At 65.4% G+C, this 16,949-nt stretch carries 22 protein-coding genes and 1 other RNA gene; 11 read left to right on the forward strand and 12 right to left on the reverse strand.

The annotated features are described in order from the left end of the window. The first annotated feature begins 49 nt into the window (after positions 1 to 49). From CAER_RS0126420 to CAER_RS0126430, 3 genes are all read left to right on the forward strand, one after another. Positions 50 to 271: a DUF1127 domain-containing protein gene (locus tag CAER_RS0126420; RefSeq protein WP_027238194.1), complete on the forward strand. Its 222-nt coding sequence runs from the start codon at positions 50 to 52 to the stop codon at positions 269 to 271. A gap of 196 nt (positions 272 to 467) precedes the next feature. After that, the gene (locus tag CAER_RS0126425; RefSeq protein ID WP_027238195.1) at positions 468 to 1,244 is read left to right on the forward strand and encodes a Bax inhibitor-1/YccA family protein; all 777 of its coding nucleotides are present in this window, start codon (positions 468 to 470) and stop codon (positions 1,242 to 1,244) included. 85 nt (positions 1,245 to 1,329) lie between these two features. Then, complete coding sequence (locus CAER_RS0126430) at positions 1,330 to 1,803, forward strand: GNAT family N-acetyltransferase (RefSeq protein ID WP_027238196.1); 474 nt, start codon at positions 1,330 to 1,332, stop codon at positions 1,801 to 1,803. A 29-nt stretch (positions 1,804 to 1,832) separates the two neighbouring features. Here CAER_RS0126430 and CAER_RS0126435 read toward each other — a convergent pair whose 3' ends face one another. Beyond that, positions 1,833 to 2,267 carry a hypothetical protein gene (locus CAER_RS0126435; RefSeq protein ID WP_027238197.1) on the reverse strand — a complete coding sequence of 145 codons (435 nt, stop codon included), beginning with the start codon at positions 2,265 to 2,267 and terminating at the stop codon, positions 1,833 to 1,835. A gap of 65 nt (positions 2,268 to 2,332) precedes the next feature. Between CAER_RS0126435 and CAER_RS29945 the strand changes: the two genes are divergently transcribed. Next, the gene (locus CAER_RS29945; protein WP_154667868.1) at positions 2,333 to 2,488 is read left to right on the forward strand and encodes a hypothetical protein; all 156 of its coding nucleotides are present in this window, start codon (positions 2,333 to 2,335) and stop codon (positions 2,486 to 2,488) included. Here the strand turns inward: CAER_RS29945 and rpmG are convergent. The 6 genes from rpmG to gatC form a co-directional block, all read right to left on the reverse strand. Beyond that, positions 2,481 to 2,648: a 50S ribosomal protein L33 gene (rpmG, locus tag CAER_RS0126445; protein WP_008554190.1), complete on the reverse strand. Its 168-nt coding sequence runs from the start codon at positions 2,646 to 2,648 to the stop codon at positions 2,481 to 2,483. The two genes, CAER_RS29945 and rpmG, sit on opposite strands and share 8 nt — an antisense overlap. A gap of 119 nt (positions 2,649 to 2,767) precedes the next feature. Beyond that, positions 2,768 to 3,202: RNase P RNA component class A (gene rnpB / locus CAER_RS29020), an RNA gene on the reverse strand. 181 nt (positions 3,203 to 3,383) lie between these two features. Next, positions 3,384 to 4,079: an N-acetylmuramoyl-L-alanine amidase gene (locus CAER_RS0126450; RefSeq protein ID WP_027238198.1), complete on the reverse strand. Its 696-nt coding sequence runs from the start codon at positions 4,077 to 4,079 to the stop codon at positions 3,384 to 3,386. Further along, complete coding sequence (locus tag CAER_RS0126455; protein WP_027238199.1) at positions 4,079 to 4,846, reverse strand: excalibur calcium-binding domain-containing protein; 768 nt, start codon at positions 4,844 to 4,846, stop codon at positions 4,079 to 4,081. The genes CAER_RS0126450 and CAER_RS0126455 overlap by 1 nt, the downstream gene beginning before the upstream one ends. 41 nt (positions 4,847 to 4,887) lie before the next feature. Further along, entirely contained in the window at positions 4,888 to 6,375 is a 1,488-nt protein-coding gene (gatA, locus tag CAER_RS0126460) for an Asp-tRNA(Asn)/Glu-tRNA(Gln) amidotransferase subunit GatA (protein WP_027238200.1), read from the reverse strand. Between the two features lie 5 nt (positions 6,376 to 6,380). Next, a complete protein-coding gene (gatC, locus tag CAER_RS0126465) occupies positions 6,381 to 6,668 on the reverse strand; it encodes an Asp-tRNA(Asn)/Glu-tRNA(Gln) amidotransferase subunit GatC (RefSeq protein WP_027238201.1) in 288 nt (95 codons plus the stop codon). A 175-nt stretch (positions 6,669 to 6,843) separates the two neighbouring features. Here gatC and CAER_RS0126470 point away from each other — a divergent pair, with 175 nt between their 5' ends. Continuing rightward, the gene (locus CAER_RS0126470; protein WP_027238202.1) at positions 6,844 to 7,536 is read left to right on the forward strand and encodes a metal-dependent hydrolase; all 693 of its coding nucleotides are present in this window, start codon (positions 6,844 to 6,846) and stop codon (positions 7,534 to 7,536) included. A 106-nt stretch (positions 7,537 to 7,642) separates the two neighbouring features. On the opposite strand, the gene CAER_RS0126475 is transcribed toward CAER_RS0126470, so the two are convergent. The 4 genes from CAER_RS0126475 to CAER_RS0126490 form a co-directional block, all read right to left on the reverse strand. Next, on the reverse strand, positions 7,643 to 8,266 hold the full coding sequence (locus CAER_RS0126475) for a DNA-3-methyladenine glycosylase I (RefSeq protein WP_027238203.1): 624 nt from the start codon (positions 8,264 to 8,266) through the stop codon (positions 7,643 to 7,645). Next, on the reverse strand, positions 8,263 to 8,556 hold the full coding sequence (locus tag CAER_RS0126480; protein WP_027238204.1) for a YciI family protein: 294 nt from the start codon (positions 8,554 to 8,556) through the stop codon (positions 8,263 to 8,265). Before CAER_RS0126480 ends, CAER_RS0126475 begins: the two co-directional genes overlap by 4 nt. A gap of 21 nt (positions 8,557 to 8,577) precedes the next feature. Further along, entirely contained in the window at positions 8,578 to 9,159 is a 582-nt protein-coding gene (locus CAER_RS0126485) for a TetR/AcrR family transcriptional regulator (protein ID WP_027238205.1), read from the reverse strand. Positions 9,160 to 9,254: 95 nt separating this feature from the next. Then, positions 9,255 to 9,704 carry a nucleoside deaminase gene (locus CAER_RS0126490; RefSeq protein ID WP_027238206.1) on the reverse strand — a complete coding sequence of 150 codons (450 nt, stop codon included), beginning with the start codon at positions 9,702 to 9,704 and terminating at the stop codon, positions 9,255 to 9,257. A gap of 61 nt (positions 9,705 to 9,765) precedes the next feature. Between CAER_RS0126490 and CAER_RS0126495 the strand changes: the two genes are divergently transcribed. The 6 genes from CAER_RS0126495 to CAER_RS0126520 all read left to right on the forward strand — a co-directional run bounded on the left by CAER_RS0126495 (position 9,766) and on the right by CAER_RS0126520 (position 16,433). Next, entirely contained in the window at positions 9,766 to 10,788 is a 1,023-nt protein-coding gene (locus tag CAER_RS0126495; protein ID WP_036798067.1) for a pseudouridine synthase, read from the forward strand. Between the two features lie 174 nt (positions 10,789 to 10,962). Beyond that, positions 10,963 to 11,856 carry a 5-bromo-4-chloroindolyl phosphate hydrolysis family protein gene (locus CAER_RS0126500; RefSeq protein ID WP_027238208.1) on the forward strand — a complete coding sequence of 298 codons (894 nt, stop codon included), beginning with the start codon at positions 10,963 to 10,965 and terminating at the stop codon, positions 11,854 to 11,856. Positions 11,857 to 11,874: 18 nt separating this feature from the next. Then, positions 11,875 to 13,065 (forward strand): toxic anion resistance protein, encoded by a 1,191-nt coding sequence (locus CAER_RS0126505; RefSeq protein ID WP_027238209.1) that lies wholly within the window; start codon positions 11,875 to 11,877, stop codon positions 13,063 to 13,065. Positions 13,066 to 13,118: 53 nt separating this feature from the next. Continuing rightward, positions 13,119 to 14,012, forward strand: a complete 894-nt coding sequence (locus CAER_RS0126510; RefSeq protein WP_084299665.1) for a DUF2927 domain-containing protein — start codon at positions 13,119 to 13,121, stop codon at positions 14,010 to 14,012. 26 nt (positions 14,013 to 14,038) lie between these two features. Beyond that, complete coding sequence (locus tag CAER_RS0126515; RefSeq protein ID WP_027238211.1) at positions 14,039 to 15,223, forward strand: SPFH domain-containing protein; 1,185 nt, start codon at positions 14,039 to 14,041, stop codon at positions 15,221 to 15,223. Positions 15,224 to 15,311: 88 nt separating this feature from the next. Further along, entirely contained in the window at positions 15,312 to 16,433 is a 1,122-nt protein-coding gene (locus CAER_RS0126520) for a TFIIB-type zinc ribbon-containing protein (protein ID WP_027238212.1), read from the forward strand. A gap of 94 nt (positions 16,434 to 16,527) precedes the next feature. Here the strand turns inward: CAER_RS0126520 and CAER_RS0126525 are convergent, their stop codons facing one another. Further along, positions 16,528 to 16,947, reverse strand: a complete 420-nt coding sequence (locus tag CAER_RS0126525) for an Hsp20/alpha crystallin family protein (protein ID WP_027238213.1) — start codon at positions 16,945 to 16,947, stop codon at positions 16,528 to 16,530. Between the last annotated feature and the right edge of the window lie 2 nt (positions 16,948 to 16,949).

A 16,949-nucleotide genomic window follows, 5' to 3' on the forward strand; every position in this document is an offset into this window, starting at 1 on the left:
GATCACCCAAAGGGTAAACATCACAAACTCAACTGAAGGATCCGCCGACATGACCCATGCAACAGCCTCATGCCCCGCCAGCTGCACCGCCCGTAAGCCGCAGCATTCGCTGTTCAGCCGCCTGCGCCTGCTCTGGTCTGTCCGGCGCCAGCGGGACCAGCTGGCAGCGCTGGATGACCGGGCGCTCAAAGACATCGGGCTGACCCGGTCACAAGCCGAGGCCGAAGCCCGCCGCGGGTTCTGGAGCGCGCCGGACCACTGGCTGCGCTGAGCGGAAAATCCGCCCCTGCCTGCCTTTTCCCGCGGGCTGCCGAAAAGCGGCCCGCTAACTTGCTTTTTTCATGTATTTCTTGGTCCGAAATACTTGAACCGCAAGGCGGTTAGCCCGATATTTACCGGGAAAGCTGCCGGCCGCGGCTCCGTTCGCGCGCGGGCAGCAAGGGAGTAGATTACGGAGACCATTGAGAATGGCACAGTTTGACACCATCCGGTCTGCTGCCGGCGCCCGCGCCGCGCAGATTGATGAGGGCCTTCGCGCCCATATGAACAAAGTCTACGCCACCATGGCGGCAGGCACGTTCATCACCTTCCTGGCCGCCTGGGCAATCGCCGGGCTGGCTGTCACCACCGATCCGGCAAACGCCGTGGCGCAGCTGAGCGCTGACAAGTACCTGACCAACGTCGGGTATGCGCTTTATGCCTCGCCGCTGAAGTGGGTCATCATGTTTGCCCCGCTGGCCTTTGTGTTCGGCATCGGCGCCGCCGCAAACCGCATGTCCGCAGCCGGCGTGCAGCTGCTGTTCTACGTCTTTGCCACGGTGATGGGCCTGTCGATCAGCTCGATCTTCCTGGTCTTCACCGGCGAAAGCATCGTGCAGGTGTTCCTGATCACCTCTATCGCCTTTGCGGGCCTGTCGCTGGTGGGCTACACCACCAAGAAGGACCTCAGCGGCATGGGCGCCTTCCTGATCATGGGCCTGATCGGCCTGATCGTGGCGTCGATTGTAAACATCTTCCTGGCATCCTCCGCCATGGCATTTGCGATCTCGGTGATCGGCGTGCTGATCTTTGCGGGCCTGACCGCCTATGACACCCAGCGGATCAAGAACGACTACCTGCAGATGGCCCATGCGGGCGACCAGGAGTGGCTGGCGAAATCCGCAATCATGGGCGCGCTGAGCCTGTATCTGGACTTCATCAACATGTTCATGATGCTGCTCCAGCTGCTTGGCAACCGCGAATAAGCGCACCTCCATTTCAGGCATTGCAAGGGGCGGATCGCAAAGATCCGCCCCTTCTTATTTCAACAACAAAAACAAGGTATTCCCCATGAACATTATTGAGGTTCCGGCCAAAGAGGCCGAGCGCCTGGTGCCGATGCTGCAGGACCTGCACGCGCTGCACGTCATCCATCAGCCGGAGCGCCACATTCCGGCACCGGGCAGTGACGGTCTGGCCAAATGGCTGCAGGACTGGCTGAGCGGGGAAGATGTCTTTGCGCTGGCCGCGGAGAGCCCGCAGGGCACCCTGCTGGGCTATCTGATCTATGAGTTGCAGGAGCGCCCTGCCCTGCCGGTCCGCCCGGCCGAGACACGCGCCATGCTGCACCATATTTCAGTCACGGAGGCCTGGCGGCGGATGGGCGTCGGCAAGGCACTGGTAGAGGCAATGCAGGCCCGCGCGCTGAACGCCGGGGCCACGGTGATCGCGGCCACCTATGCGCCCTTCAACACCGCCTCAGCCGCGCTGATGAAGGGAATGGGAATGGAGCCGGTGCTGACCATGGCGGAATGGCGCGCCTGAGGCCCGTTAACGGCTTAAGGCCCGTGAATTCAGGACCCTGCGCCGGAGCAGTCCAGGCCTGTGGAAATGGCAATGGTGCCGCGGCTGCTCGCCACCTCGCGGATATCACCCTCCAGGCGGCAGCCCGACGCCCCGGTCACCAGGCCGCGGAAATCCGCTTCGGCGATGTCCGGCAGGCTGGGCACCGCACTGTCCTCAGGCACGCTCAGCACTGCCATTCCTGCGCTGCCGGACCGGACCAGGCACAAGGCAAGTTCCCGTCCCTGGAACTCCACGATCCTGTCTATCACAGCGTGGTCCCGGCCTGCGGGCTCCGCCGCCGGAACCGGGGCTGAAGGCGCGGAATGCAGGTGAACCGCCGTCACCGCTGGCGGCAGCGGGACTGCCGCCGCTGTTGTATCAAAGGAACTTGAAACCGGTGCCGAGGCCGCTGTCAGCGCCGCGGCGATCGCAAATGTCTTCACAGCTCATCCACCCGTTTGCTCATTAACCCACAAGTGTCAGCCTAGAGCAGAATTGCGGCAGGAAGATGCCGCGGCGGCAGGAAGACGCGGACAATCAAAACAGCTTTTACCGGGAATTAAAGGCATTCATTTTCATGCCGCCTGGGCAGCTGCAAAAGAAAACGGGCCGCGCCTGGCGCGACCCGTTTCCGGAAATCATCCCGAAGGAAAGGCTTACTTGATTTTGCCTTCCTTGTACTCGACGTGCTTGCGCACAACCGGGTCGTACTTCCGCACAACCATTTTCTCGGTCATGGTGCGTGCGTTCTTCTTGGTGACATAGAAGTGGCCGGTGCCCGCGCTCGAGTTCAGGCGGATTTTGATGGTGGTCGGCTTCGCCATGGTGCTTCTCCTGCGTCCGAAAAGGCAGGGGCCTCTCGGTAAATTCCTATATGAAGCCCGGCTTTTACCCGGCTCAGCCCCCAAGTCAATAGGATTCGCCCCCATTCCCCAAGGGATTTATGCGCAGAAGGCCTGTAAGCCGGATCCTGTCCCCCCGGGACCGTAATCCCGGGTTCGACGGCCATTCATCTAGGCGGCGCATTGCTGCGCCGCTCAAGCTGCCAACCCGGCCCCTCTCGGCTGAAGCGAACCTAGCGGCGGTTTCCCGGTTGCCCGGGACCTGCCCGCGCGGGGGCCCTATTTGGCATTGCTCCCGGTGGGGCTTGCCGTGCCGCCGCTGTTGCCAGCAGCGCGGTGGGCTCTTACCCCACCGTTTCACCCTTACCCGCGCGGATGCTCCTTTGGCGGACCTCCGGTCCGGCGGGCGGTCTGTTTTCTGTGGCGCTTTCCGTCGGGTTTCCCCGCCCGGGCGTTACCCGGCACCGTTGCTTCATGGAGTCCGGACTTTCCTCGAGGGAGGCTTGCGCGCCCCGCGCGGCCGTCCAGCCTTCTGCGCGACTGGAGGCGTAGAAACATAAGCGTGCGGCGTCAAGCGGATAGTGCAGATTCAGGGGCATTGCCCCTCTTGGCCTCACGGCCAATTCACCCCAGGATATTTTCAGCCAGATGAAGACCGGATCCTTTATTCAGCTGGCCGGAAATATCCCGGAGCGCGAGGCAGAGCCTGGCATATTATCAGGGTTCAAGCGCGTCAGCCCCCAGGGGGGCGAAATCCGCTAGCGTCAGCGGGCCGCGCGCCCAGGGGCGGAACCGCAGGCGGATGGCGGCCAGAAGCGCCTCATCCTCCGCTTGCGCCGTGAAACCGGCTGCAGCGGCGGCCTTGCGGAACTCCGCAAAGGATGGGTCCTGCGGCACCTGGCCCTTGCCGGCCGCTGCCGCCAGCCCCTGCCGCGCCAGGCGGTTCCAGTCAAACCGCGGGCCCGGGTCGGACTTGCGCCCCGGCGCCATGCAGGAATGCCCGATCACACCCGCGGCCGGGATGCTCCAGCGCTGCATCACACCGCGCATCAGCTCTTCCAGCGCGGCCATTTGCGGCGCGCTGAACGGGTGCGAGCCGAGGTTGTCGAGTTCGATGCCGATGGAGCGGGAGTTGATATCCGCCTGCCCCCGCCATTCGCCGGCTCCGGCGTGCCAGGCGCGGTGTTCTTCCGCCACCATCTGCCACAGGGTGCCGTCAGTGCCGATCAGATAGTGGGCGGAAACCTCCGCCGCCGGGTCGCAGAGCCGCTCAAGCGCGGCCTGCGCGCCCTTCATGGCGGTGTAGTGCAAAACGATCAGGGACGGCTTCAAGCCGTTCCTGCGGGGCCCGAAGTTCGGGCTCGGGTGCCAGAGGGCACCCGGCTGATCAGGCCCGCGCGGATCCGCGGCCATCAGTTCTGGACGGCCAGCCGGTAAGGTGCCGGGTCCCAGCCGCAGGCATAGCCGTCGCCATCCGGGTCCAGAGCCTTGCGGTCGCGCTCCGGCCCGCCGGCGTCAAGAAAGGCGACCTGGGCCTGGTCGGGGGAGGCAAACTCTGCGCAGTTGCGCTGGTTGCGGGCCTTCAGGTTGATGCCGGAGCGGCTGTAGACGCGCACGCCCTTGGGATTGCTGGTGCCGAGGGCATAGCGCACGATGTTGGGGCCTGCCTCCTCCGTGCGCTGCGGCACTGCAACCGGCTGCACCTGCTGGTACTGCGCCCGCTGGCGCTCCAGCCGGGCGGCGTCGCTCTCGATCGACTGCCGGGCGGAGACCGCCTGAAAGTCGTTCTCGTCCGAAATCCGGCCATCGCCGGCCATCTGCGGTGCCGGGTTCGCGGGGCTTGCCTGCAGCGGCTCAGCGCCGGAGCCGGTACCGGAGGCCGCCAGCGCTGCGGCGGTTTCGCGGGCGATGTCCGCGCCGCTGGCGGCAGTGCTGGCGGTATTGAACGTGCCCGCCGCAGCTGCCGAGCCTGGGCTGCGCGGGGCTGTTGCTGCCGGCACCGGTTCCGTCGACACCCGCGCCGGCGGCACCAGCGGATCACCGTTGATGGTCGTGCCCGCGGCGGGCGGCGGCGCGAAGGGATCGCCATCAATGCCTGCGGCACTGTCGGGGACTTGGGGCGAACAGGCAGCCATCACCAAAAGGCTGCCTGCGGCGGCGTAAGATGCGAATGCGCGCATGGGGTTACCTGTCTGCTCTGCTCAAGTGCTGAGGCGGAGGTTTACCACCATTGCTGCGGCTTGGCTACAAAGCCGGCCGCATTCTCCAGCGCATAGGCAGTGTTCAGCAGATCGCCCTCGTCCCACGGCTTGCCAATGAGCTGCAGACCCAGCGGCAGACCCTGCTTGTCGAGCCCCGCAGGCACCGCCACACCCGGCAGGCCCGCCAGGTTCACGGTGACTGTGAAGACGTCGTTCAGGTACATCTGCACCGGATCCGCCTCGGTCATCTCGCCCAGGCCAAAGGCCGCGGACGGCGTGGCCGGGGTCAGGATGGCGTCGACGCCGGCGGCAAAGACGTCCTCGAAGTCCTTCTTGATCAGGGTGCGGACCTTGCGGGCGCGGTTATAGTAGGCGTCATAGAAGCCTGCCGACAGCACGTAGGTGCCGACCATGACACGGCGCTGCACTTCGTGGCCGAAGCCCTCGGCGCGGGTCTTCTCGTACATTTCGGTGATGCCGTCACCCGCTTCCAGCGTGGCGCGGCGGCCATAACGGACGCCATCATAGCGCGCGAGGTTCGAGGAGGCCTCAGCCGGGGCGATCACATAGTAGGCGGGCAGCGCATACTTGGTGTGGGGCAGCGAGATGTCGACGATCTCCGCACCCGCGGCCTTGAGCATTTCAGCGCCGTCGGACCACAGCTTCTCAATCTCGCCCGGCATGCCGTCCATCCGGTATTCCTTGGGGATACCGATCTTCTTGCCGCGGATGTCGCCGGTCAGCATCGCCTCGAAGTCCGGCACTGCCAGTTCGGCAGAGGTCGAATCCTTGGGGTCGTGGCCGCACATGGTTTCCAGCATGATCGCCGCGTCGCGCACTGATTTGGTCATCGGCCCGGCCTGGTCCAGCGAGGAGGCGAAGGCAACGATGCCCCAGCGCGAGCAGCGGCCGTAGGTCGGCTTGATGCCGACGGTGCCGGTAAAGGCGGCGGGCTGGCGGATCGAGCCGCCGGTATCGGTGCCGGTGGCCGCCAGGCAGAGGTCAGCCGCCACGGCAGAGGCGGAGCCGCCGGAGGAGCCGCCCGGGGTCAGTTGGGCGTCGTCATTGCCGCGGCGCCAGGGGCTGACGGCGTTGCCGTAGACCGAGGTTTCGTTGGAGGAGCCCATGGCGAACTCATCCATGTTCAGCTTGCCCAGCATCACGGAGCCGGCATCGGCCAGTTTCTGAGAAACGGTCGATTCATACTCCGGCTTGAAGCCTTCGAGAATCCTGGAGGCCGCCTGCGAGGGCACGCCCTTGGTGCAGAACAGATCCTTGATGCCTACCGGCAGGCCGCACATGGACGGCGCATCGCCCGCCTTGATGCGGTCGTCCGCCGCCTTGGCGCGTTCCATCGCAATCTCGGGCGTCTTGTGCACGAAAGCGTTCAGCGCGTCAGCCGCATCAATTGCCTTGAGGCAGGCTTCGGTCAGCTCGACGGAGGTGGTGTCGCCCTTGCGCAGCGCGTCGCGGGCCTCTGCCAGGCCCAGTTTGTTCAGATCGCTCATGTCTCTCACTCCACGACTTTGGGCACGGCGAAGAAACCTTCGCGGGCGTCCGGCGCATTGGCCAGGATCTTGTCCTGCTGGTTGCCGTCGGTGACTTCGTCCTTGCGGCGCTTGAGGCGCTGCGGAGTGACCGAGGTCATCGGCTCGACGCCCTCGACATCCACCTTGTTCAGCTGCTCGATGAATCCCAGGATATTGTTGAACTCGTCTGCCAGCGCCGGCAGCGCGTCATCCTCGACCTTGATCCGGGCCAGTTTGGCCACCTTGGCGGCGGTGCTTTGGTCAATCGACATGGAAACCCTCATCTGGTGTTGGATAGGCATTTACCGCCGTGCCGCCTGCGCTGCAAGCCGGCTGCGGCGTGCGGCGGCCGGGAAAACGGCGGCGCCCGCAGTTCCGGCACGTCTGGATATCATTTTGGCCTCAGCCTGCTAGGCTGCGGGCATTAGAACCGGGAGGAGATGACAGATGAAGATCATTTGGCTGGGCCACGGCTCGTTCCGCATCGAAACAAGCGGCCAGGTGCTGCTGGTGGACCCCTGGCTGACCGGCAATCCGGTGCTGCCTGAGGAGCAGCACGAGGCGGCGGTTTCCGGGGCCACGCACATCCTGCTGACCCATGCGCATTTCGACCACGTGGTCGATGTGCTGCCGCTGGCCAAAAGGCTGAACGTGCCGGTGATCGGGCAATACGATCTGATGGGGCTTTGGGGCGAGACCGAAGGGGTAGAGACCACCGGCTTCAACAAGGGCGGCTCGGTGGACCTGGGCGGTGTGCAGGTTGCGATGGTGCCGGCGTCGCACAGCTCCACCTTCAGCACCGAAGATGGCTTGCGCACCGGCGGCTCTGAAGTGGGATACATGCTGATGGCGGAGGGCAAGACGGTCTATCTGTCCGGCGACACTGCGATCATGGCGGACATGGATTGGATGGGGGATTATTACAAGCCGGACGTGGGCATCCTGTCAGCAGGCGGCCATTTCACCATGGACATGAAGCAGGCGGCCTATGCGGCGAAACGCTTTTTCAATTTCAAGACAGTGATTCCCTGCCACTACAAGAGCTTCCCGATCCTGGAGCAGGACGCCAAGGACCTGATCGAAGGCTTGCCCGGGGTGAACGTGATCGAGCCTGAGGTGATGAAGGCGATCGAGATCTGAGGCCGCGTCGGGCTGGCGGGGTTCTCCCGCCCGTCGCCGGATCTGCGGGGCAGATCCGCTCCCGTTGGGTCGGGCGCCGGGCCCTGCGGCCCGGCGCGGGCGGCCGTCAGGCCGCCGGTTTCATCTGCGGCACGGCGAAGGCCGCGCGCGCGGTGGCGGCCTTCCCGCGGCAGATGCAGCCGCGGGCGTGATCGTTGATCAGCCCCATCGCCTGCATGAAAGCGAACGCCGTGGTGGGGCCGACAAATTTCCAGCCGCGTTTTCTCAGCGCCTTTGACAGCGCCACGGACTCCGGGCTGGTTGAGGTGGTCTGCGGTTCCGGCAGGTCTTCAAGCTTGGGCTCGAAGCTCCAGAAGAACGCCGCTAGCGAGCCCGCCTCCGCCACCAGCTCCTGCGCGCGGGCGGCGTTGTTGATCACCGCCTCGATCTTGCCGCGGTGGCGGATGATGCCCTTGTCCTGCAAGAGCCGCTCCACGTCCGCCGCGCCGAACTTGGCCACCTCGTTGTAATCGAACCCGGCAAAGGCCGCGCGGAAGTTCTCGCGCTTGTCCAGAATGGTGCGCCAGCTGAGGCCGGACTGGAAGCTTTCCAGGCAGACCTTCTCGAACAGGCGGATGTCGTCGCCCATCGGATAGCCCCATTCCTCGTCGTGGTAGCGCAGAAAGTCCGGCGCCGAGGCGCTCCAGCCGCAGCGGGGCAAACCGTCGGGGGCGGTGAACAAACTGCTCATTCCCCTGCCCGCAGAAAATCAAGCCGGGGATCCATCATGGTCGGCGCCACGCCAATGATTTCGGGCTCAACGACGCCGCCGGTCACAAAGGGGTCCTGCGCGACGCGGCCGGCCAGCGCCTCCTCGCTTTCCCCCACAGCGAGGATTGCACCGCCCTCGCCGTCGGTCATCGACCCGGCGGCAAGGAAAACCCCGTCCTCAAACCCCTGCTGAAGCCAGGCCTTGTGGCCCTCCAGAAATTCGGCCAGACGGTCCTTCTGCGCCGCAAACGAAAGCAAAATGAAATACATGCGTGTCTCCTGTGATGAGTGTTAGGCGGGGTGATCCGTTGGCATTTGATCCCGGAGCCAGTCCTGCATCAGCGCCACTTCACGGCTGATAAAATCCGCGTCGCCAAACGCCTGCGCCAGTGTCGCCGCTCCCTGGCTGCGGGCCAGCAGGTGCATGGCCAGGGCGTCCGCCCCTTCGCCGCAACCCAGCTCCTCGAACTGGCGGCAGAGCCAATCGCGGAACAGCGTGAAAAGGGCAGCGGCCTGATCCTGCGCCGTATGGTCCAGCTTGCCAAGTTCCGCCACCAGCGTGCCGACCGGGCAGCCGTAGAGGGTGATCTTGGCCTGGTTGGCGGTCAGGATGCGGATAAAGCAAGCGATCCGGTCCAGCGGGCTGGCGGACGCCGTTTGCCAGTCGCTCAGCATAGCGCGTGTGCTGGCCATGCGGCGTGTGATCACGGCGTCAAGGATCTCGTCCTTGGTCTTGAAATGGTAGTAGAAATTGCCGCGGGAGATGCCGACAGCAGCGGCAATGTCCGCAAATGACGTGGCCTCGAACCCGCGCTCATAGAACAGCTGATCAGCTGCTTCCGCAATCCGGTCTTTGGTTGTTTCCTGCGTCATCCAAACCCCTAGGACAATCGACCTACATCCCTCTTAGGGCAAATGTCCTAATTCCGCAACCGCTCGAAGCCCGGTGTAAAACCACCGGCATCCGCTCAGCGCTTGTCTGTGAAGAAACCCTTGAGCAGCGCGCTGGCCTCGCCTTCGGCAATCCCTTCATAAACTTCCGGCGCGTGATGCGATTGCGGGTGGGAGAACACACAGGCGCCATGCGCCACGCCGCCGGACTTGGGGTCGGAGGCGCCATAGTAAACCCGGCGGATGCGGGCGGCGGCGATGGCGGCGGCGCACATGGCGCAGGGCTCCAGCGTGACATAAAGGTCGTAGCCCGTGAGCCGCTCGCTGCCCAAGGCGGCGCAGGCCTCGCGGATGGTCAGGATCTCGGCATGGGCAGTGGGATCGTGCAGCTCGCGGGTGCGGTTGCCCGCCAGCGCCGCCACCTGTCCGTCCGGCGCAATCAGAACGGCGCCCACCGGCACCTCGCCCCGCCCTGCCGCCGCCCGCGCCTGGTCCAGCGCCTTATCCATATGCGATTTGAATGCCATGCCCCTTCCTGCCCGCGATTGCCCGCTTTCGCAAGGCGGCGGAATGCTCTATGGCACTGGCATGAGCAAAACACCCGCATCCCCCAAGGGCAAACCGGCCCCGAAATCACAGCCCCGCAAGGCCCCTGCCAAACCTGAAGGCGCCGCGCCCGAGGGCGACCGCATCGCCAAGGTCCTGTCGCGCGCAGGCATCGCCTCGCGCCGCGAAGCCGAGCGCATGATCGCCGAGGGCCGCGTATCGGTGAACGGCAAGAAGATCGACAGCCCGGCGCTGAACGTGACCGCGGCAGACCGGATCAGCGTTGACGGCCAGCCCTTGCCGGAGGCCGAAGCGCCGCGGATGTGGCTGTATTACAAACCCATCGGGCTGGTGACCTCGAACAGCGACGAAAAAGGCCGCAAGACGATCTTTGACGAGCTGCCGGAGGACATGCCGCGGGTGATGACGGTCGGCCGCCTCGACCTCAACTCCGAGGGGCTTTTGCTGCTGACAAACGACGGCGGCATCAAGCGCAAGCTGGAGCTGCCCGCCACCGGCTGGCTGCGCCGCTACCGGGTGCGGATCAACGGCCGCCCCAAGGACGAGGATTTCGCCCCTCTGCGCAAGGGCCTGGTGATCGAGGGCGAGAGGTTCCAGCCGATGACGGTCTCGCTGGACCGCCAGCAGGGCGCAAACGCCTGGCTGACCGTGGGCCTGCGCGAAGGCAAGAACCGCGAGATCCGGCGTGCGATGGAGGATATCGGCTTCAGCGTGAACCGGCTGCTGCGGGTGTCTTACGGGCCGTTCCAGCTGGGCAACCTGAAACCGGGCGAGGTCGAGGAACTGCGCGCCCGCGTGGTGCGCGACCAGTTGGGGCTGGAGCCGGAAGAGGAAAAACCGGCCGCCCGCCCCACCCGCGCGCGCGGCGGCAAGCCGGCAGGAAAGCCGATGGGCAAGCCCGCAGGCAAACCAGGCGGGAAACAGGCGTCGCAGGCGCCTGGCAAAGCGGGCAGGCCCGCAGGCAAAGCCCCGCCCTCCCGCGGCGCCCGGCCGGAACAGCGCGGCGGCGGTAAACGCCCCGCCGGCAAGAATCCCCGCCGCTGAGCCATTTACCGCGGACTTCCCCCTAGCAACAGCGCCAGCTATCCCCTAGATTTCCAATCAGTTAATCTTAGCTGGCCGTTCCTGGGGGAGCTTGCGTGCAGAAAATCGCCTATGTCGCCCTATTGATCCTGATGTTCGGCCTCAGCACTGGCTGGATTGTGGGGGGCTGAGCGGATGGCACAGCGTTACGGCGGCAAACACAGCCCCGGCAGCAAACCCGGGCCGGAAGGCCCTGCTCCGCAGCAGTCTTACCGCAATGCCCAGGTGGACCCGGTCGGGGTGCGCGCCAACGTGCTCTTTGTGCCGCCCGCACTCCTGGCCCTGCTGTCGCTGAACGACGGCGCCACCGGGCTGGCGCTGGGGCTGCTTGGCGCAGGCCTGTGGACCAGCGGCGCCTTCCTGCTGCGCGAGGGGCTGAAGGCTGAGGCTGCCTATGCCGCCCGCAAGGTGGCCCGCAGGCCCACTCTGCCCCGCAAGATCCTGGCGGCACTGCTGGCCGGCGCCGGCGCGGCGCTGGCTGCGTGGAAGGCCGAACCCGGCATCCTGATTGCCGCCATTTACGGCGCCGCGGCAACGGGTCTCCATATCACAGCCTTTGGCATCGACCCGCTGCGGGACAAGGGTGTGGCGGGCGCCGACACCTTCCAGCAGTCCCGGGTGGCCCGCGCAGTGGATGAGGCCGAGCAAAGCCTTGCCGCCATGAAGGACGCCGCCCTGCGCGCCCGCGACCGCCGGGTGGAGGCACGGGTGGAACAGTTCCAATCTGTTGCCCGCGAATTGTTCCGCACGGTTGAGGAAGACCCGCGCGACCTGACTGCGGCGCGGAAGTACCTGACCGTCTATCTGCAGGGCGCCCGTGACGCGACGGTGAAATTTGCCGACATTTACGCCCGCAGCCAGGACGCGCAGGCGCGCGAGGGTTATTTGGCGCTGCTGGATGATCTGGAACAGAACTTTGCCGCGCGCACCCGCAAGATGCTGGTGGAAGACCGCACGGACCTGACGATTGAGATTGATGTGCTGCGCGACCGTTTGCAGCGTGAAGGGGTCCATCTGGACCGCAACTGATTAGCGAGGAAGCCGTTCATGTCGGAAGCTGTCCAACAGAAAGCCGCCCAGGCCGAAACACTGGTAAAAGAGGTCACGGCCATCGAACTGCCGGAACCTGTGGCGGAGGTGCAGCCGCTGGAGCAGGCCGATGCCCCCACCAGCGAGGCGATCCGGGTGCGGATGGACCAGCTCGACATGGCCGACACCAATTCAATTATCCATTTCGGCTCTGCCGCGCAGGCCGAGCTGCAGACGATCAGCCAGGCGATGCTCTCGGATGTGCGCAATAAGGACGTGGGGCCTGCGGGCGACAGCTTGCGCAATATCGTGACCACCATCCGCGGCTTCTCGGTCTCCGAACTGGACATCCGCCGCAAGCCGACCTTGTGGGAGCGTCTTTTGGGCAGGGCCGCCCCCTTTGCCAAATTCACTGCGCGCTATGAGACGGTGCAGGAGCAGATCGACAGGATCACCGATGACCTGCTGGGCCATGAGCATCAGCTGCTGAAAGACATCAAGTCGCTCGACCTGCTGTATGAGAAGACGCTGAACTTCTACGACGAGCTGGCGCTGTATATCGCGGCAGGCGAGGCCAAGCTGGCGCAGCTGGACGGCGAGGACATCCCGGCCAAGGAAGCCGAGGTCCAGGCTGCCGCCGAAAACGATCAGGTCATGAAGGCGCAGGAGCTGCGCGACCTGCGCGCAGCCCGTGATGATCTGGAACGCCGGGTGCATGATCTCAAGCTCACCCGCCAGGTCACCATGCAGTCGCTGCCGTCGATCCGGCTGGTGCAGGAGAACGACAAGTCGCTGGTGACCAAGATCAACTCCACCCTGGTCAACACCGTGCCGCTGTGGGAAACCCAGCTGGCGCAGGCACTGACCATCCAGCGCTCCGCCCAGGCAGCGGCCGCGGTGCGTGACGCCAATGACCTGACCAATGAGCTCTTGACCTCCAACGCCGCCAACCTGCGCCAGTCGAACGAGATGATCCGCCAGGAGATGGAGCGCGGCGTCTTTGACATTGAGGCCGTGAAACAGGCCAATGCGGATCTGATCGGCACCATTCAGGACAGCCTGCGCATCGCCGATGAGGGCAAGGCCAAACGCGCCGCCGCAGAGGCCGAACTGCAAAAGATGGAGGCCGAGCTGCGCGACACGCTGGCTGCCGCCAAGTCCCGCCGCGACGGGACTGGCGACACCGCGGGCACCGCGGTGCCGAACTGAAACCGGTGGCAGGCGTGCGGGCGCATTACGCGGTTTGGAAAGGCGGAGCGGCACTGGCCGGGCTGGCCGCCCTGGCGGCATGCCTGCCGTTTGACCAGCCGGAATCGCTGGTGCCGCAGCCCCGCCCTGCCGTGCCGGAACCTGCAGTCTACAAACCCTCCGCCGACAGCGCACAGCTGGCCTACTACTACAACGCCTTGCAGCGCGACCTGCTGACCCGCGGCCTGCTGCGAACCGACGGCGGCGGACCGGACACGCCTTATGATGCCGAAGATCTGGCGGAGAGCTTCGAAGCGCTGGCGTTTTATGATGAATACGGCGGCTCCGGCATATCCGGCGGATTGGGCCGCTGGGAAGGCCCGGTGCGGATCGCGGCAGAGTTCGGCCCCTCGGTGCCCGCGGCCCGGCGGGCTGCGGACACCGAGACGCTGAACGCCTACGCCGCCCGGCTGGCCCGGATCACCGGCCACCCGATCGGCACCGTGGCCGCGCGCGGCAATTTCCACGTGATCTTTGCCAGCCTCGACGACAGCGCCTTTGTGGCCGAGCGCGTGCGCGAACTGCTGCCCGCGATCAGCGCCAAGGACCTGTCGCTGCTGGCCGCGCCGCCGCGCAGTTTCTACTGCCTGGTGGTGGCAGGCGGGCCGCAGAGCAATCCGCTGTCCTACACCCGCGGAGTGGCGCTGATCCGGGCCGAGCACCCGGACCTGGTACGCAAAAGCTGCGTGCATGAGGAAGTGGCGCAAGGTCTGGGCCTTCGCAACGACAGCCCGCGGGCGCGGCCCTCGATTTTCAACGACGATGACGAATTTGCGCTGCTGACCAGCTTTGACGAAAAACTGCTGCAGATGCTGTATGATCCAAGACTGAAAACGGGCATGAGCGCCGAAGACGCCCGCCCCGTGATCCGCATTCTCGCCCGCGAGGCGATGGGCCAGGAACTGTAGGCCGCCAAAGGAAGAGGACCTGAAACATGGGTATTTTCGATTTTCTCAAGGGCGAATTCATTGATGTCATTCACTGGGTGGATGACACTCGTGACACCATGGTCTGGCGGTTCGAGCGCGAGGGCCATGCCATCAAATACGGCGCCAAGCTGACGGTGCGCGAGGGCCAGGCAGCAGTGTTCGTGCATGAGGGGCAGCTGGCGGATGTGTTCACCCCGGGTCTCTATCTGCTGGAGACCAACAACATGCCGGTGCTGACGACGCTGCAGCATTGGGACCATGGCTTCCAATCGCCGTTCAAGTCGGAGATCTACTTTGTCGACACCACCCGCTTCAGCGATCTGAAGTGGGGCACCAAGAACCCGATCATCTGCCGCGATCCGGAATTCGGCCCGGTGCGGCTGCGCGCCTATGGCACCTATACGATCAAGGTCGCCGACCCCGCCCGCTTCCTGAGCGAGATCGTCGGCACCGATGGCGAGTTCACGATGGACGAGATCTCCTATCAGATCCGCAATATCATCGTGCAGGAGTTCTCCCGCGTCATCGCAGGCTCCGGCATTCCGGTGCTGGACATGGCCGCCAACACGGCAGACCTGGGCAAGCTGGTGGCGGCAGAGATCTCCGGCACTTTGGCGGACTACGGCCTGATGATGCCGGAGCTTTATATCGAAAACATCTCGCTGCCGCCCGCGGTAGAGGAAGCGATGGACAAGCGCACGCAGATGGGCGTGCTGGGCGACCTTGGCCGCTATACCCAGTTTTCTGCGGCCGAAGCGATGACCGCCGCGGCCAAAACGCCGAACAGCGGCATGGGTGCCGGCATGGGGATGGGCATGGGAATGGCGATGGCGCAGCAGATGGGCCAGGCCCTGCAGGGAGGCGCGGCTTCTCAGGCAGCGGGTCAGCCGTCCGGGCCATGGGGTGCGCGGCCCGAACCCGCTGCGCCGCAAGCGCCTGCGCCCGTGGCGCCGCCCCCGCCGCCGGTGGAGCATGTCTGGCATATCGCGGCGGAGGGGCAAACCTCCGGGCCCTTTTCCAAAGCGCGGATGGGGCGGATGGCGCAGGACGGCAGCCTGACGCGGGACACCCATGTCTGGACGCCAGGCCAGGATGGCTGGAAACGGGCGGGCGATGTGATGGAACTGGCGCAGCTGTTCACGATCCTGCCGCCCCCGCCCCCGCCCCCTCCGGCCCCGCCTGCCGGCTGAGCCTTGGCTGCGGCGGTGCCCGGACCGCGATGCCGCCGCCCTCATTCCTTCCGTTGATTTCCCACCGCAGGTTCCCCGCCCCGTGACGATGCCCCCGCCGCCGCCAGCCGCCAGCGCGCCCTCTGCCCAGGAGGACAGCCACCGCTTCCCCTGCCCCAATTGCGGCGCCGATTACCGTTTCGACCCGAACGCGGGGGCGCTGATCTGCGATCACTGCGGCCACCGCGAAGACGTGCGCAGCGGGCCGTGGGAGGGCTCCGCCCTGCGGGAGCTGGACTTCCGCGCTGCCGTGGCCGAGCAGCTGCCGGAGGCGGAAATCGAAGTCACGCGCGTCTCTGTCTGCCCGAACTGCGCGGCCCAGGTCGAGTTCGACCCTGACACCCACGCCAAGGAATGCCCGTTCTGCGCCACCCCGGTCGTGACCGGCACCGGCGAGAACAGGCATATCAAGCCCAAGGGGGTGCTGCCGTTTGCCGTGGAGGAGCGCGCGGCGCACAAGGCAATGACCGATTGGCTCGGCCAGTTGTGGTTCGCACCAAGCGGCCTGAAGGAATACGCCCGCAAGGGGCGGCGGATGCAAGGGATCTATGTGCCTTACTGGACCTATGACGCCCAGACCCGCAGTTCCTATACCGGTCAGCGCGGCACGGTCTATTACGTGACCGAAACCTTCCGGCGCGACGGCAAGATGCAGACCCGGCAGGTGGCCAAGGTGCGCTGGCGGCCCGCTTCCGGCCGGGTGCAGCGGTTCTTTGACGATGTGCTGGTGCTGGCCTCCAAAAGCCTGCCGAAACGCTATACCGAGGCGCTGGAGCCCTGGGACCTGTCGCAGCTTGAACCCTATCAGCCGCAGTATCTGGCGGGCTTCCGGGCCGAGGCCTATGCGGTGGACCTGGAGGCAGGCTTTGCCGAGGCGGGACAGAAGATGGAGCGCGTTATCGAGCGCGACGTGCGCTTCGACATCGGCGGCGACCGGCAGCGCATCAGCAGCATCGACACGCGGATGTCCGATGTGACCTTCAAGCACATCCTGCTGCCGGTCTGGCTGGCGGCCTACAAGTACCGCGGCAAGACCTACCGTTTTGTGGTGAACGGGCAATCGGGCCGGGTGCAGGGCGAGCGGCCCTATTCGGCCTGGAAGATTGCCATTGCGGTCGTTCTGGCGCTGGCCGTTGCCGCGGGCATCGCCCTGCTGGCCAGCCAGCAGTAGCGCTGCAAACAGCGGAAGGGGGAGCTGCCTCCCCCTTCCTGATGCGGCCGGTTCCTTTCCCCGGTATTCTGCCGGAACCGCAGCCGACCCCTTGTCAGCCCTTACTGATCTCGATCTTGCGGGCGGTCTCAGGCTGCTCCAGCGCTTTCTTCGGCACCGAGATATGCAGAACGCCGTCCTCCATCCTGGCAGAGGCCGCCTGCCCGTCGGCATCCTCCGGCAGGCGGAAGGAACGGCGGAAGGCACCATACTGGCGCTCGCTGAAGTACCATGTGTCGCCTGTCTTCTCGGACTGGGTTTTCTTTTCGCCGCGGATCATCAGCACGCCGTTGTCCACGGTCAGCTCGACATCTCCAAGAGCGACGCCCGGAAGCTCCATCGCAATGTCATAAGCCTCTTTGCCCGAAGAGGCCTCAGTTGCGGGATTGAGCCAATCGGTGAGACGGGTTCCGAAGCTGCGGAACGGGTCATAGAGCGACGGCCAGAAACCGCCGTGTTCGGTTTTTTCCACCATAG

This window comes from Leisingera caerulea DSM 24564 (assembly GCF_000473325.1).
Taxonomy (GTDB): domain Bacteria; phylum Pseudomonadota; class Alphaproteobacteria; order Rhodobacterales; family Rhodobacteraceae; genus Leisingera; species Leisingera caerulea.